The 16,206-nt window shown below is 67.6% G+C and carries 13 protein-coding genes and 1 pseudogene; 9 read left to right on the forward strand and 5 right to left on the reverse strand.

The features are described from left to right. The 5 genes and pseudogenes from ACK59X_RS18935 to ahpC all read right to left on the reverse strand — a co-directional run. Nucleotides 1-385, reverse strand: a pseudogene (locus ACK59X_RS18935) (ChuX/HutX family heme-like substrate-binding protein); the annotation flags it as partial. Further along, entirely contained in the window at nt 382-729 is a 348-nt protein-coding gene (locus tag ACK59X_RS18940) for a hypothetical protein (protein WP_409959712.1), read from the reverse strand. The pseudogene ACK59X_RS18935 and the gene ACK59X_RS18940, both read right to left, overlap by 4 nt. Nucleotides 730-783: 54 nt before the next feature. Then, nucleotides 784-3,024, reverse strand: coding sequence for a TonB-dependent hemoglobin/transferrin/lactoferrin family receptor (locus ACK59X_RS18945; protein WP_409959714.1), 2,241 nt, complete (start codon nt 3,022-3,024; stop codon nt 784-786). A 238-nt stretch (nt 3,025-3,262) separates the two neighbouring features. Next, nucleotides 3,263-4,870, reverse strand: a complete 1,608-nt coding sequence (gene ahpF / locus ACK59X_RS18950) for an alkyl hydroperoxide reductase subunit F (RefSeq protein WP_409959715.1) — start codon at nt 4,868-4,870, stop codon at nt 3,263-3,265. 182 nt (nt 4,871-5,052) lie between these two features. After that, the gene (gene ahpC / locus ACK59X_RS18955) at nt 5,053-5,628 is read right to left on the reverse strand and encodes an alkyl hydroperoxide reductase subunit C (protein ID WP_179681443.1); all 576 of its coding nucleotides are present in this window, start codon (nt 5,626-5,628) and stop codon (nt 5,053-5,055) included. 371 nt (nt 5,629-5,999) lie between these two features. Between ahpC and bfr the strand changes: the two genes are divergently transcribed. From bfr to ACK59X_RS19000, 9 genes are all read left to right on the forward strand, one after another. Further along, on the forward strand, nt 6,000-6,476 hold the full coding sequence (gene bfr / locus ACK59X_RS18960; protein WP_409959717.1) for a bacterioferritin: 477 nt from the start codon (nt 6,000-6,002) through the stop codon (nt 6,474-6,476). Between the two features lie 460 nt (nt 6,477-6,936). Next, nucleotides 6,937-9,162: a TonB-dependent siderophore receptor gene (locus ACK59X_RS18965; RefSeq protein WP_409959719.1), complete on the forward strand. Its 2,226-nt coding sequence runs from the start codon at nt 6,937-6,939 to the stop codon at nt 9,160-9,162. 19 nt (nt 9,163-9,181) lie between these two features. Continuing rightward, entirely contained in the window at nt 9,182-9,490 is a 309-nt protein-coding gene (locus ACK59X_RS18970) for a DUF3649 domain-containing protein (RefSeq protein WP_409959721.1), read from the forward strand. Further along, nucleotides 9,487-11,184, forward strand: a complete 1,698-nt coding sequence (locus ACK59X_RS18975; protein WP_409959723.1) for a PepSY-associated TM helix domain-containing protein — start codon at nt 9,487-9,489, stop codon at nt 11,182-11,184. The genes ACK59X_RS18970 and ACK59X_RS18975 overlap by 4 nt, the downstream gene beginning before the upstream one ends. Before the next feature lie 13 nt (nt 11,185-11,197). After that, a complete protein-coding gene (locus ACK59X_RS18980; protein WP_409959725.1) occupies nt 11,198-11,530 on the forward strand; it encodes a DUF3325 domain-containing protein in 333 nt (110 codons plus the stop codon). A gap of 83 nt (nt 11,531-11,613) precedes the next feature. Further along, nucleotides 11,614-13,746, forward strand: a complete 2,133-nt coding sequence (locus ACK59X_RS18985) for a TonB-dependent siderophore receptor (RefSeq protein ID WP_409959727.1) — start codon at nt 11,614-11,616, stop codon at nt 13,744-13,746. Nucleotides 13,747-14,038: 292 nt separating this feature from the next. After that, a complete protein-coding gene (locus tag ACK59X_RS18990; protein ID WP_409959729.1) occupies nt 14,039-15,223 on the forward strand; it encodes a PepSY-associated TM helix domain-containing protein in 1,185 nt (394 codons plus the stop codon). Then, nucleotides 15,220-15,456, forward strand: coding sequence for a hypothetical protein (locus ACK59X_RS18995; RefSeq protein WP_409959731.1), 237 nt, complete (start codon nt 15,220-15,222; stop codon nt 15,454-15,456). Before ACK59X_RS18990 ends, ACK59X_RS18995 begins: the two co-directional genes overlap by 4 nt. Nucleotides 15,457-15,477: 21 nt before the next feature. Continuing rightward, a partial coding sequence (locus ACK59X_RS19000; RefSeq protein WP_409959732.1) for a TonB-dependent receptor plug domain-containing protein occupies nt 15,478-16,206 on the forward strand: 729 nt, incomplete at its 3' end.

Here is a 16,206-nt window from a genome sequence, read left to right on the forward strand (position 1 = left end):
GCAACTGCGCTAAGAACAGTCGCAGGTCGCTGTCCTCGCCGAGCTCCAGGCCCACCGGACCCGTGGCCGATATGTTGGTGTAGACTCCGGTCGTCTCGTGCACCACGCCCTCGTGGCGCGTGAGCGCCATCAGCGGGCCGCAGGCCTACAGCGCCTGCAGCAGCTGCAGCCACGAGCCCTGCAGCGGCACGGCCTTGAGCGGGTATTCATGCTCGCCCGCATGGGCAGCAATGGCTGCACCTTCGGACAGGCCCAGGGCTTCGGCGGCATCCTTGGCGCGCCTGCCGGAGGCGCGCATGGCGGCGAACTGCTCGCGGATGGCAGGGGCCGCCTGAAGCCGCATGCCGTTGGGGTCGGGGGTGAAGGAGGAAGAGGTCATGCTCATTGGACGGTTTCGGGGGTGGGGATCCACAGCGCGCGGCGCTGCTCGGCGGCCGACAGGGCGGCGCTGGCGGCATCGCACCCCTGCCCGGCGCTCTGCTGGGCCCAGCGGCCCTGCAGGCTCCAGACCACGGTGCGAAAGTGCGGCGTGAAGCCTTCGGCGTCGGCCAGCATCTGCAGGTTGGCGGTGATCTTGCGGCCCATGGCATCGCGGTGGCTGTCGCAGCAGGCCTGCACATAGCCCGTCATCAGCGCCAGGGTACCGGCCAGCAGTGCCTCGGCGCAGGGCAGGCTGTACTCCTCGTCGCAATGGGCGCTGGAGGCGGGCGTATCGGGTGCATGGCTCATGTCTGTCTCCTTGGCAGGAAGGCCGCGATGGATGGGTTTCGAAAGAAATGCCGGTCAGAAGTCCGCGACCAGCGAGACGCGCACATTGCGGCCTGGCTGGCTGTAGGCATCGATGAAGCTGGCGTTGGCGGCCAGGCCGCGCACGTCGGCCCAGCGCCAGTGCTTCCTGTCGGTCAGGTTGTAGATGCCGGCGTTCAGGCGCAGGTCCTTGCGGATGCGCCACTGGCCCGACAGGTCCAGCACCGTGTACGAGGGCGTGAGGAACTGCGTGCTGCCCGTGGCCAGGGTCACGTCCCCGGCCTTCTTGGCGGCGGCGTGCGTCAGGTCCAGGCGGGCCATCCATGCGCTGGTGTCGTAGCGCAGGCCGGCCGTCAGGCGCGAGGGGTCAACGGTGTTGACGGGCTTGCCGGTGGCCGTGTCGCGGCCGCGCGTCTGGCCGTAGGCGAAGGGCGTGCTCAGCTGGCCGCCGGCCACATGGCCCCAGCGCACATCGCCCTTGACCTCGAAGCCATTGAGCTTGACGCGGCCGATGTTGACCGACCGGAACACCAGCGGGTGGCCCGGCGCGCCCGTGCCGCCCACTTGGCGCAGGTCCTCGATGAAGTCCTTGTAGCGGCCGGTAAAGGCCGCCGCCTCGATGGACAGCATGTCCATGCGGCCGCGCACGCCGAGCTCGAAGTTCTGGCTCTTCTCGGGCTTGAGGTTGCCGTTGGGCACCGTCTTGTAGTTGCTGACCGGGTTCTCGAAGAAAGCGTTGACCTGGCCGGCGTTGGGCGCACGAAAGCCCGCGGCGTAGTTGCCGAACACGCTCCAGGTATCGTTGGCGCGGTACAGCACGCCGAGCTTGGGCGAGGTGGCATTGCCCGAGAGCGAGACCGCCTGGGCACCAAAACCGGTCTGGTCGGCCTTGATGCGGAAGCTGTCGAAGCGCACGCCGGGCGTCAAGCTGAAGGGGCCGCTCACGATTTCGTCCTGCACATACAGCGCGGCGCTGGTCTCCTTGGTGTCGGGGAAGCGCTTGAGCGGGAAGGTCTCGCCCACGGGCGGGGTCACGCCGTCCTGCAGGTTGGTGACCTTGGCGGCCGAGTAGTCCAGGCCGTAGGTGATCTTCTGCACCAGGCTGCCGCTGCCGCGCAGCACCTTGCTGCCCTGCAGATTGGCCTGCCAGCCGCGCTCGTCATAGGTCACGTCGCGCACGCGGTCGGCCGCGGTGTTGCGGTCCTCGAAGGCGTATTCGCGCGAATGCGCGTCCTGGTAGCTCAGGGTGGCCTTCAGGTCGTCGGCAAAGCCGGCGTTCAGGCGCCAGTTACCCTCCCAGGTGGCGCGGGTGCGCTGCGCGTCGGTGGAGGAGTTGGACGACAGCGCGGAGGTGGCGGCCAGCGGCGGCTTGGAGCGCGCCGTGAGCAACTCGTAGTCGGAGGTCTTGTCCACATGCTCCACCGTAAAGGCGTGGCGCTGGCCTGCACCGGGCGTGAGCACCACCTTGCCCATGAGCGCGCCGCCACGGTCCTTCTGCGGGTTGGGCAGGGTGCGGTCGGCATTGGCCGCATCGTTGGTGCCCATGTTGCCGAGCTCGCGCGAGCGGTTCACGCTGCCGGCAACCAGCCACTGCACCGTGTCGTTGGCGCGGCCGGCCACCGTGGCACCCAGGCGCTTGCCGTGGTCGTCGCCGTCGTAGCCGGCGCTCACCTGGCCGCCCAGCGTCTTGCCGTCCTTGAGGAAGTTCTCGGGGTCCACGGTGATGAAATTCACCAGGCCGGCCATGCCGTCCGAGCCGTACAGGGCCGACGTGGCGCCGCGCACCACCTCGATGCGCTGCAGCAGGCCCATGTCCAGGTAGTCACGGCCAAAGGCGTTGGCGCTGAACACATAGCTGCGCGGCAGGCGCACGCCGTCCACCATCATCAGCACGCGGTTGCCGTCCAGCCCGCGGATGTTGAAGCCCGCGTTCTGCTCACGCCCCGTGGAACCGCTGGCCAGCGAGAAGCGCGCCGGCGAGCGCGTGACCGATACGTTGGGCAGCTCGCGCACGGCATCGCGGATGTCGCGCACCTGGCCCTCTTCGAGCGCACGCGCGTTGATCACGTCGATGCTCATCGGCAGGTCGTCGGGGTTCTGCTCGCTGCGCGAACCGCTGATCACCACCTCCTTGAGTGCGGGGCCTGCGGCCACGAGCTGCGCGGGCTGGCCCGCAGTCTGTGCCTGGGCGCCCGTGAACGAGGCACACGCCAGCGCGGCCAGCAAGGCCAGCGGACGGAGTGCGAAACGGGGGAACTTGTCGGTCGGGTGCGCCACGGGGAAACCTTCTCTCTGAATCAGGGGTTGGAACAGAGCTGGCTTCGGACGCCTGGGTGCCCCTCAAATGGGCTGGCAGTGGCTGGCTAAGCGTGAATTATATGAGAATAATTATCAATACACATTGGCAGTGCGGACTGGGATGGCACCCGACATCGAGGGCCAGGACAAAAGCAAACGGGAGCCCGAAGGCTCCCGTTCAATCAACGGCTGGAGGTGCTCCGGCACGGCCGATGCGTCAGGCCTCCACCGCCTCCGGCACCGCTTCGGCCGTGGCCTTGGCCAGCACCGGCATGCGGATCAGGTGGTCGAAGGCGCTGAGCGCGGCCTTGGAGCCATCGCCGGCGGCGATCACGATCTGCTTGAACGGCACCGTGGTGCAGTCGCCGGCAGCGAACACACCCGGCAGGTTGGTGCGGCCATGCGAGTCGACGATGACCTCGCCGAACTTGGACAGCTCCACCGTGCCCTTGAGCCATTCGGTATTGGGCACCAGGCCGATCTGGACGAACACGCCTTCAAGCGCCACCAGGTGCTCCTCGCCCGTCGCGCGGTCCTTGTACCTGAGGCCGTTGACCTTGCCGTCGGCGCCGGTGATCTCGGTGGTCTGCGCATTGGTGTGGATGCTCACGTTGGGCAGGCTCTTGAGCTTGTTGACCAGCACCGCATCGGCCTTGAGCTGGTCGGCGAACTCGATCAGCGTGACGTGGGCCACCAGGCCGGCCAGATCGATGGCGGCCTCGACACCCGAGTTGCCGCCGCCGATGACCGACACGCGCTTGCCCTTGAACAGTGGGCCGTCGCAGTGCGGGCAGTAGGCCACGCCCTTGTTCTTGTACTCGGCTTCGCCGGGCACGTTGACGTTGCGCCAGCGCGCGCCGGTGGACAGGATCACCGTCTTCGATTGCAAGGTGGCGCCGTTGGCCAGCTGCACGCCGACCAGGCCACCGGGCTCGCTGGCGGGGATCAGCTTGTCAGCACGCTGCAGGTTCATGATGTCCACGTCGTAGGCGCGGGTGTGGGCTTCGAGTGCGGCGGCGAACTTGGGGCCGTCGGTCTCCAGCACCGAGATGTAGTTCTCGATGGCCAGCGTGTCGTTGACCTGGCCGCCGAAGCGCTCGGCCGCCACGCCGGTGCGGATGCCCTTGCGGGCCGCATACACGGCGGCCGCAGCGCCGGCAGGGCCGCCGCCGACGATGAGCACGTCGTAAGGTGCCTTGGCCGACAGCTTGGCCGCATCACGGGCGGCAGCGCCGGTGTCGAGCTTGGCCACGATCTCTTCGACCGACATGCGGCCCGAGGCGAAGACCTGGCCGTTCATGAACACCATGGGCACGGCCATGATCTCGCGGTCGGCCACTTCCTGCTGGAAGGCGCCGCCTTCGACCACCGTGGTCTTGATCTTGGGGTTGATGATGGACATGAGCGACAGCGCCTGCACCACGTCCGGGCAGTTGTGGCAGGTGAGGCTCATGTAGACGTCGAAGCTGAAATCGCCATCGAGCGCGGCGATCTGCTCGATCACCTCGGGTTCGACCTTGGGCGGGTGGCCGCCGGTCCACAGCAGGGCCAGCACCAGCGAGGTGAATTCATGGCCCAGGGGCAGGCCGGCAAAGCGCAGCGAGTTCGTGCTGCCCACGCGCTGCAGGCTGAACGAGGGCTTGCGGGCGTCGTTGCCATCGGTGCGCAGGCTGATCTTGTCGGCGCGCAGCGACTGGATGGTGGTCAACAGTTCCAGCATCTCGCGCGAGGTCTGGCTGTCGTCCAGGGAGGCCACCAGTTCGAACGGCTGCGTCACGCGCTCCAGGTAGGCGGCAAGCTGGGTCTTGAGTTGGTCGTCGAGCATGGTGGTGTCCTTTCGAGTTCTGGCTTATAGAGTGGGGGCCGGGGCTGCTTGTGGCAAGCCCAGGTCCGCAACGGAGCGTAAAAAATGGGCGAAAAAAAGCCGGACGGCATGGCACACGCGCGCCATGACGCTGTCCGGCTGGGGAGCGGCCCCAAGGCCGCTCTGCCGATGCAATCAGCCGATCAGATCTTGCCGACCAGGTCCAGCGAAGGGGCCAGGGTCTTGGCGCCGTCGTTCCACTTGGCGGGGCAGACTTCGCCGGGGTGGGCGGCGGTGTACTGGGCCGCCTTGAGCTTGCGCACGGTTTCCTTGACGTCGCGGGCGATTTCGTTGGAATGCACTTCGGCCGTCTTGATGATGCCGTCGGGGTTGATCACGAAGGTGCCGCGCAGTGCCAGGCCTTCTTCAGCGATGTGTACGCCGAAGGCGTTGGTCAGCTGGTGCGTCGGGTCGCCAACCAGGGGGAACTTGGCCTTGCCCACGGCGGGCGAGGTTTCGTGCCAGACCTTGTGCGAGAAATGCGTGTCGGTCGTGACGATGTAGACCTCGGTGCCGGCCTTCTGGAACTCGGGGTAGTTGTCCGCAGCGTCTTCGATTTCGGTGGGGCAGTTGAAGGTGAACGCTGCAGGCATGAAGATCAGCACGGACCACTTGCCCTTCAGGTCGGCTTCGGTCAGGTCGATGAACTCGCCCTTGCCGTTGCGGTTGACGAAAGCGGTGGTCTTGAAGGGTTGAACTTGCGTGTTGATCAGGGACATTGCTGTTTCCTTAAAGGATGGGTTGAACTGACTACGGAATGAAGTTTAGGCCCTGGAAGGCCATCAATCCAATTAATTGATTTGATTGAATCAATTGCCTGTGACTATACAAAATTCCGCGCTCGCATCGGGTTTCGGGTTGAAAGCGGCTGTTTCCGGCCGGCCTTTACCCCATGCAGCACTGTGGACCGGTTCTGTGAAGCTACGGCGAAAATCCCGGCGGACCACGATGGCCCCAACGTCGGCGGGAACAAACGCGAACACAACTCAGCATCACACGCAGCCAATGCGCAAGTACGGGGGCTTGCCTTGCAAGCGGCCCCTTGCCTTACGACAATCGTCGGCGACATAACATAACAAGGAGTCTCCCCATGCAAGGCGACGCACAGGTCATCGGCCATCTGCAGGCCCAGCTCAAGAACGAGCTCACCGCCATCAACCAGTACTTCCTGCACTACCGCATGCTCAAGCACTGGGGCTTCGACAAGCTGGCGAAGAAGGAATACAAGGAGTCGATCGGCGAGATGAAGCATGCCGACGTGCTCATGGACCGCATCTTCATGCTCGACGGCCTGCCCAACCTGCAGGACCTGGCCAAGCTCCAGGTCGGCGAGGACGTTCCGGAGATCCTGGCTTGCGACCTGAGCTCCGAGAAGGGCGCGCAGGCCACCATCAAAGCCGGCATCGCCCACTGCGAAACCGTGCGCGACTATGTCTCGCGCGACATCCTGCAGAAGATCCTGGACGACACCGAAGAGCACATCGACTTCCTGGAAACCCAGATCGAGCTGATCGCCAAGATCGGCCTGCAGAATTACCTGCAGTCGCAGATGAGCGAAGAAGACTGAGACACCACCCCATTCAACGAGTCGCCCCACGAAGACGAGAAGAGCAGGCTCGACAAGAAGAAGACTGACCAGCAGCGCGACAACAAGAACCACCCCACACTTTTCCAACGGGCCCTCGGGCCCGTTTTTCATTTCCGGCGCCGCCCCGCCACTGCGCGGCCAGCCCGTACTGTTGTTGCAAACGCACACATTTCAGCAACAACAATGAGAAACGTTCTCAATTAAAAGTAAGATCGGAGGCTCCAGCCAGCAGCCCTCCGACCGTGCCCCTGCACATGCCAGGGCCTGCACGTCTGCCTTCCCTGCCAGCCAACCTGATTTTCGGGGTGCCCATGTGCACCCCGTGCCGCGCCTGCGCGCGGCTTTCCATCCGTTGGCTGCGCGTCTCCGTCATGGCGCCGCCGCCCCGGCCCCGCCAGCAGCAACGGCCCACAACGACGACCAGGATTGACCGACCGACATGCACCGCCGCCGCCCCTCCTCTCTGACGCCCCTTGCCGCTGCCGCGTTGCTGGCCTGTGCGGGCATGGCCCACGCCCAGACTGCACCGGCACCCGCCCCCGCCGTGCTCAAGGAAGTCACGGTGACCGATGGCCACGACGCCACCACAGAAGGCACGGGCTCCTATACCACCCGCGCACCCCTCTCCAGCGCCACCAGGCTCGGCCTCACGCCACGCGAAACACCGCAGTCCCTGTCCGTCATCACGCGCGAGCGCATGGAGGAGCAGGGCCTGCAGACCCTGTCCGAGACCATGCAGGCCACCACCGGCGTGTACGTGAGCTACACCGACAGCGAGCGCATCGGCTACAGCGCACGCGGCTACAACATCACCAACTTCCAGGTCGATGGCATGCTGAACACCTTTGGCGGCTCGCTCAAGACCAATGGCGACAACGTGGTCTACGACCGCATCGAGGTGCTGCGCGGCGCCGCCGGCCTGACCGTGGGTGCAGGCGACCCCTCGGCCACCATCAACCAGGTGCGCAAGCGCCCGACCACGCAGTTCCAGGGCAGCGCTGCCGTGCGCCTGGGCAGCTACGGCCTGCGCCGCGGGGAAATCGACCTTGCCGGGCCGCTGGCCTTCGACGGCAAGATCCGCGGACGCTTCGTCGCCGCGCAGCAGCAGTCCGACTCGTTCCGCCCCTTCTACGAACAGAAGCTCGATGCCCTCTACGGCATCGTCGAGGCCGATGTGGGCGCCGACACCACCGTGTCGCTGGGCTACGAGCGCCAGAAGTCCGACCCGCGCGGCGCCACCTGGGGCACCGTGCTGTACTGGAACGCCGATGGCTCCGTGGCCAACCTGCCCTACGACCTGAACCTGTCCACGCCCTGGGCCTCGTGGAACATCGTCGAGAAGAAGACCACGGCCACGCTGGACCACCGCTTCAACGCCGACTGGCGCCTGCGCGCGGCGTTCACGCACAGTGCGCGCGTGCAGGACGGGCACTTGTACTTCGGCTACGGCGGCAACCCGCGGCCCGACGGCAGCGGCATCACGGTGGCCTACGGCCGCTTTCCCTCCGACGAGACCATGAACGTGGTCGACCTCAACATGGAAGGCAAAATCGATGCCTTCGGCCGGCGCCACGATGTCGTCTTCGGCTGGGGCCAGAACAGGCGCACCACGGACAGCCTGCGCGTGACCCTGGGTGCCATGCCGGCCAGCTACAGCCAGATCCCCGACTGGCGCACCTGGACCGGCAACGTGCCGATCTTCCCGACCACCATCGAGGCCGTACCCACCAGCATCGGCGTGATCGAGCAAAAGGCCGCCTACGCGGCCACGCGCCTGCACATCACCGACTCGCTCAAGGTGATCCTGGGCCTGCGCTACGGCGAGTACGAGACCCGCACCAACAACTACGCCGCCACCGGTGCGCTCAGCTCCACCTCGGGCTACCGCAACGATGGCATCTACACCCCGTATGCCGGCGTGCTGTACGAGCTCACGCCCGAGTGGACCGCCTACGGCGCCTACACAGACATCTTCCAGCCGCAGAACTACCGCGACAAGGGCAACGCCATCCTCGACCCCGTAGTGGGCAAGAGCATCGAGGCCGGCATCAAGGGCGAGCTGTTCGACAAGCGCATGAACGTCTCGGCCGCCATCTTCAAGAGCACCAAGGACAACGTGGCCGAGATCGACGACTCGGTGGCCCCCAACTCGCTGCCCGGCGGCGTGCAGGCCTACCGTGCCACGGGCAAGGGCAACAAGGTCGATGGCGTGGAGTTCGAGGCTTCGGGCCAGATCACGCGCCAGTGGAACCTGTCGGCCGGCTACAGCCACACCCGTTCGCGCACGGCCCTGGGCGTGGCCACCAACACCGTGATCCCGCGCAATCTGCTGCGCCTGTTCACCACCTACAGGTTCGGCGACGGCCAGCGCTGGACCGTGGGCGGCGGCATCAACTGGCAAAGCAACTTCTGGAACGCCGCGCAGCGGCCCACGGGCGCGCTCACCGCGACCGGAGCCCCCGTCACCGTGACGTCGCGCATCGACCAGGGTGCCGTGGTCATCGGTAGCCTGATGGCCAGCTACCGCATCAACGAGCACCTCACCGCGAGCGTGAACGTCAACAACCTGCTCAACAAGCACTACTACAACCGCGTGGGCTTCTACAACGGCGTGCACTGGGCCGACCCGCGCACCGCCTCGTTCACGCTGCGCGGAACGTTCTGAGCCTCGGGAGTCCCGGCCCATGAAAGCCACCCAGCCGGCCTGGCGCTACCGCCTGGCCATCACCTCGCGCGCCCTGGCGGCCACCGCCGGCGGCTATGCGCTGGCCGCCGCCTTCACGGCCGCGCTGTCCCTTGCCCTGGCACTGGCCATGCCGCGTGTGGAAGCGGTGCTCACCGCCACCATGCTGGCCTGGCTGGTCTACGCCGGAGCTGCGGGCTGGGCCTTCTACGCGCGCACGGCCTGGGGCGCCTGGGGCGGCACCCTGCTGCCCGCACTGCTGCTGGGTGCCGGCGCCATGGCGCCGCGCTGGCTGGAGAAGCTGCCATGACCACCAACACCAACTCTGCCACCCGCGCCGCGCGCGAACAGGCGCGCGAAGGCTTTCGCCAGGCCATGTCCTGGCTGCACACCTGGGCCGGGCTCATCCTGGGCTGGCTGCTGTTCGCGATCTTCCTCACGGGCACGCTGTCCTTCTTCAAGACCGAGCTCAACCTGTGGATGCGGCCCGAGCTGTACGGCATGCCCCCGCCCACGCGCGACGTGGCCGAGCGCGCCATCGCGGCCATGAACCAGAAGCAGCCCGACGTGACGCAATGGATCATGCGCATGCCCGACGAGCGCCAGAACGCCGTCACCCTGCTGTGGCGCGACACGGGCAACGGCCGCTTCGAGACCCTGCTCATGAACCCGCAGACCGGCGAGACCGTGGATGCGCGCAAGACCATGGGCGGCGAGTTCTTCTACCGCTTCCATTTCGAGCTGCGCACCGCGCAGAAGGGCCGCTGGACCATCGAGGGCCGCTGGGTGGTGGGCGTGGCCACCATGCTGATGTTCATCGCCCTGCTCACGGGCGTGGTCACGCACCGGCGCATCTTCAAGGACTTCTTCACCTTCCGCCCGGCCAAGGGCGGGCAGCGCGCCTGGCTCGATGCGCACAACGTCACCGGTGTGCTGGTGCTGCCCTTCTACCTGATGATCACCTTCAGCGGGTTGATGATCTTCCACACCCTGTACATGCCCGCCGGCATCGCCGCGGCCTACCAGGGGTCCAAGGGCGTGGACTCGCAGACCTATTTTGCCGACCTGCAGGGCGAAAAGCCCGAGCGCCGCGTGCGCCGCAACCCCGGCGACAAGGTCGAGCCCCTGCCCAAGCTGGCGCTCGGCCCCATCCTGGAGACGGCACGCACCCAATGGAATGGCGGGCGCATCGGCGGCATCCAGGCCCGGCGCGATGCGCAGGGCACGCCGGTGGTCGAAGTCACGCGCCATGAGGGCGACCGCCTGCAGTACCGGCCCGAGCGCATGCTCTTCGATGGGGTCACCGGCAAGGTGCTGGAGCAGACCGATGCCACCACGCCCGCCGCCGTGACCTATGGCGTGCTCTACGGCCTTCACCTGGGCCGCTTCGCCGGCCCGGGCATGCGCTGGGCCCTGGTGGGCTTTGGCCTCCTGGGCAGCATGATGATCGCCACCGGCATGGTGCTGTGGTCCGTCAAGCGTTCCGCGCAGGGCCAGCGCAAGGGCGCGGCTGCCGATGACAAAGTGCGCCTGCCCTTTGGCCAGCGCCTGGTGGCCAGCCTGAACATCGCCTCGCTCGCCGGCCTGCCGCTGGCCTGCGCGGTGTACATGGCCTCCAACCGGCTGATCCCGCTCGATGCGCCTGAGCGGCCCGATGCCGAGCTGTCCTACTTCTTCGGCGCCTGGGGCGTGGCCTTGCTGTGGGGCGTGCTGTTCCCCAACCGCCGCGGCTGGTCGCTGGTACTGGCCCTGGCCGGCGCGGCCTGGGCCTCGCTGCCGGTGCTCAATGCCCTGACCACGTCCACCCACCTCGGTGTGAGCCTGCCCGCGGGCGACTGGCTGTGGGCAGGCCTGGACCTCACGTTCCTGGCCACCGGCGTGCTGCTGGGCTGGCTGGCCTGGCGCCTGCGCCCGGGCCGGCCGCTGCCGGGCAAGGCACCGCGCAGATCCGCCGCTGCCTCGGCGATGCCGGCACCCGATGCCCGGCCCGCCGCCCAGGCCTGAAGGAGCCATCGCCATGTCCGCCTTTTTTCTCTGCTTTGCCGCCTGGTCCGCCATCGCCCTGGGCATGGACCGCCACCACGAAGACGCCCTGGGCCGCGAAGCCGCCGCCCCACGCCTGGCGCAATGGCGCCGCGCGGGCTGGCTGCTGCTGGCCCTCTCGCTGTGGCTGGCCGCGCGGCCCCATGGGGGCACGCCGGCCTCGCTCGGGGTGACGGCCTGGACCATCGCCTTGTCGGTCGCCGCCGTGGCCGTCACGGCCGTGATGACCTGGCAGCCACGCCACGCGCCCCGGTTGGCGGGCGTGGCGCTGGGCGCTGGCCTCGCCGCCTGGGCCGCAGGGTGGTGAGCATGCCTGCCCTGCACTTGCCTTGGTTGCGGTCCCGTCTGCGCCCCGCCCCATTTCCATCCTTCCCTCCCCTCGTTCACACCATGCACCCCTCTTCGATCCTCCCCCCGGCCCGTTTCCCCTTGAGCACCCTGGCCCTGCTGGCCGCCTGCAGCTGCCTGGCAGCGGGTGCGGCCCACGCACAGGACGCCGCCCTGCCCGAGGTGAAGGTGACCAACAGCAGTGACACCACCGAAGGCACAGGCCAGTACACCGCGCGCCAGATCAGCGTGGGCAAGATGGACCAGGCACCGCGCGAGATCCCGCAGTCCATCAGCGTCATCACGCGCCAGCAGCTCGATGACCGCAACGTGACCAAGGTGGAAGACGCCGTCAAGTTCAGCACCGGCATCACCGTGACGCGCTTCGACGGCGCCGGCAACTACAACACCTTCCAGTCGCGCGGCTTCGATCTGGGCTCCATCCAGCTCGACGGTGTGCCCATCCCCCAGGGCAACTACAGCACACTGGACGCCGCCATGTACGACCGCATCGAGGTGCTGCGCGGCCCTGCCGGCATGCTGCAGGGCGGCAGCGAGCCGGGAGGCACCGTGAACCTGGTGCGCAAGCGCGCACCGGGCAAGCTGATGCTCAACGCCGATGCGTCCGTGGGTTCCTTCGGCCTGCGCCGCGGCGAGGTGGACGTGGGCAGTGCGCTCAACGCCGCAGGCACCGTGCGCGCCCGCGCTGTGGCGGTGGCCGAAGACCGCGACAGCCATGTCGCCACCCTGTTCAACAACAAGCGCCTGGGCTATGGCACGCTGGAATGGGACATCGCCCCGTCCACCACGCTGTCCATCGGCGGCGCGCAGCAGCGCGTGCGCTCCTCCATCGACCAGGGCCTGCCCACGTATGCCGATGGCCGCCTGGCCAGCCTGCCGCGCAGCTCCTTCTCGGGCCTGGCCTCCAACCGCCAGGACCTGGAAACCACCGACCTCTTCGCCGAACTGGAACACCGCCTCGCCGGAGGCGGCACGGTGCGCCTGTCGGCCCGCGATGTGGACCGCACGGCCTTCTACAGTGCCGCCCGCGCCAACAGCGCGCTCAGCCCCAATGGCAACTTCACCATGGAAATGGTCGACGGTCTGACCCATGTGAAGACGCGCAACTACGACCTGTTCGCCAGCCTGCCGGTGGACGTGGCCGGCCGCACGCACCGCCTGCTGGTGGGCGCCAGCCGCAGCGAGAACAAGAGCTACGAAAACAACTTCGCGTACGGCACGCCTGTGCAGGCCAACCTGCTCACGCCCAACTACGGCGCGCCCTACCCCGCGCTCGTGCTGCCAGGCTACTCGGCCATCACCACGCGCACCGAGAACGCGCTGTACGGCCAGGCACAGGTCAGCGTGGCCGACGCTGTCAAGGTCCTGGCCGGCGGGCGCCTGAGCTGGGCCGATGCGGTGACGCGCAGCACCAGCACGGGTGCGGCCACGAGCGTGGCCGACCCGGGCCGCCAGTTCATCCCTTCGGTGGCGGTGCTGTACGACTTCCACCCGCAGTACACGGCCTACGCGGGCTATTCCGAGACCTTCGTGGTGCAGAGCCAGCTCGACATCAACAAGCAATTGCTCGCCCCCCGCACCGGCAAGCAGGTGGAACTGGGCCTGAAGGGCGAGTTCCTGGACAAGCGCCTGCAGGCGCATGCGGCCATCTTCCGCATCATCGACGAAGACCGGGCCATCGCCGACTCCCGATTGGCTGGCGCCTTCTATGCGGGCGGCAAGGTGCGTTCGCAGGGTTTCGAGGCCGAGGTCAGCGGCCAGGTGCAGCCCGGCTGGGACCTGCTGGCCGGCTATGCCTACAACGACACGCTCTACCTGCGCGCACCCGCGGCCCAGCTGGGCCAGGTGTTCAGCCCCGTCACCCCGCGCCACAGCGTGAACGTCTTCACGCGCTATGCCTTCACCTCGCCCGCACTGCGTGGCTTCAGCATCGGCGGCGGCCTGTCCTACCGCAGCGAGTTCTTTGCCCAGAGCGGCACGCTGCGCATCACCTCGGGCGACTACGTGCTGGCCAGCGCGCAGGTGGGCTACCAGATCAACGACCAACTGGCCCTGAACCTCAGCGTGGACAACCTGTTCGACAAGACCTACTACGAGAAGGTCTCGGGCACTTCCCGCCAGAACTTCTACGGCGAGCCGCGCCGCGTGACGCTGGCGCTCAAGGCCCGGTACTGAACCCACATGCTGAACCCGGTTTGAGACACCAAAACAACACCAGGGAAACAACGCAAAAGCAAATCATTCTTAATTGCAACGTAACATCACTGGCGTGAAGCCCCTTCGGCCCCGGCGCCGCAGGGGCTTCTGCCATCGCCCTCTTTCCTCTTCTTTCCAAGGTGTCCGGCTTGCTGCCCTCCTGTCCCCTCCCGTTGCGTGCCCTGCTCCGGTCGCCTGGCGACCGCGGCCCGCGCACACGCCCGGGAAGCCAGGCCGGACGCCCTGGGTGCTGACCCGCAAAGCCCACGCCATGCTGTCACCCGCCGCCCTTCGCCGCTGGTCCTGGACCCACAAGTGGTCCAGCCTCGTCTGCACCATCTTCATGCTGCTGCTGTGCCTTACCGGCCTGCCGCTGATCTTCCACCACGAAATCGGCCACCTGCTGGGCACCGAGGTCGAGGCGCCGGCCATGCCCGACAGCACGCCGCGCGCCAGCCTGGACACGGTGATCGCCGCCGCCAAGGCCGGTCACCCCGAGCGCATGGTGCAGTTCGTCTCGCAGGCCGAGGACGACGACAAGGTCTGGTTCGTCACGCTCACGCACACGCCCGACCCTACCGAGGACTTCAAGTCCGTGGCGGTCGATGCGCGCACGGCCAAGGTGCTGTCCGACATTCCCACCAACCAGGGCTTCATGAACCTCATGTTCCGCCTGCACGTGGACCTGTTCGCCGGCCTGCCAGGCAAGCTTTTCCTGGGCTGCATGGGCCTGCTGCTGCTGGTGGCCATCGTCACCGGTGTGGTGCTGTACGCGCCCTTCATGCGCAAGCTGCGCTTTGGCGACGTGCGGCGCGACCGCTCCACGCGCGTGAAGTGGCTGGACCTGCACAACCTGCTGGGCATCGTGACCCTGGTGTGGGCGCTGGTGGTGGGCGCCACCGGCATGATCAACACCTGGGCCGACCTGATGATCAAGTACTGGCAGTACGACCAGTTGTCCACGCTGCTCGCGCCCTACAAGGGCAAGCCCGTGATCCCCATGGACCAGCGCGGCCCGCTGCAGCAGGCGGTGGACGTGGCCCGCGCGCATGCGCCGGGCACCAAGCTGTCGTTCATCGCCTTCCCGGGTACCTCGTTCTCCAGCCCGCACCACAACACCGTCTTCGTGCGCGGTGCCGAGCCGCTGACCTCGCGCCTGCTGCAGCCCATTTTGGTCGATGCCCACAGCGGCCAGATCACGGCCGCGCCGCAGCTGCCGTGGTACCTCACGGCGCTGCTGGTCTCGCAGCCGCTGCACTTCGGCGACTACGGGGGCATGCCCATGAAGATTCTCTGGGCGCTGCTGGACATCGCCACCATCATCGTGCTGGGCAGCGGCCTGTACCTGTGGCTGCGCCGCAAGGCACCCGCCGCGGCCACCGCGCCCGCAGCCCCCGCCGGCCTGTCCGCCAGTGCCACGGCCTCCCTGGCCGCCAACCCGGAGCGCGCCGCATGAGCAGGAATGCACCCACGCCCTTTCGCACCCTGTGGGGCTGGCCCATCGTGCTCGGGCTGCTCACGGCCACCGGCCTGGCCACCGCCCTGGTCTCGGACACCTGGGGCGACTGGTGGTCCTGGATCGGGCTGGGCGTGCCCGTGGCCGTGATGGCCTGGTTCGCCTGGCGGCCCGCACCGGCCGCAGCCCCTGCCGATCCGAACCCCAGCGACGACCCAGCCAACCCTTTCTGACATTTACTTTTTCTGGCCACCATGCACCCTACCCATCGCCCCCCTGTGCTGCCGCACACGCCAGCAGCCCTGGCCGCTGCCCTGCTGTGCACCTTCGCCCTGCCGGCCGCCATCGCGCAGACCGCCGCCACCGGCAGCGACAAGACGCTCTCCACCGTCACCGTGAATGCCAGCGCCGACGCATCGGCGCAAGGCCTGTCACCCGCCTATCCCGGTGGCCAGGTGGCACGCGGCGGCCGCGTGGGCATCCTGGGCACGCGCGATGCGATGGAGACGCCGTTTTCCACCATCAGCTACACCAACGAGCTGATCCAGGACCGCCACGCCCGCAGCGTGGGTGACGTGCTGCAGAACGACCCCACGGTGCGCGTGGCGCGCGGCTTCGGCAACTTCCAGGAGTCGTACTTCATCCGCGGCTTCATCCTCGGCTCGGACGACACGGCCTACAACGGCCTGTACGGCCTGCTGCCACGCCAGTACATCGCCACCGAGCTGTTCGAGCGCGTGGAAGTGCTGCGCGGCGCATCGTCCTTCCTGAACGGCGCCAACCCCAGCGGGGGCGGCCTGGGCGGCGCCATCAACCTGCTGCCCAAGCGTGCGCCCAACGAGCCATTGAACCGCGTGAGCTTTGGCGTGGGCAGCGGCGGCAGCACCCAGCTGGCGGCAGACATTGCCCGCCGCTTTGGGCCGGATGGCAGCACCGGTGTGCGCCTGAACGCGGCCACCCACAGCGGCGGCACCGCCATCAAC

This window comes from Acidovorax sp., from assembly GCF_046339755.1.
Taxonomy (GTDB): Bacteria; Pseudomonadota; Gammaproteobacteria; order Burkholderiales; family Burkholderiaceae_C; genus Acidovorax.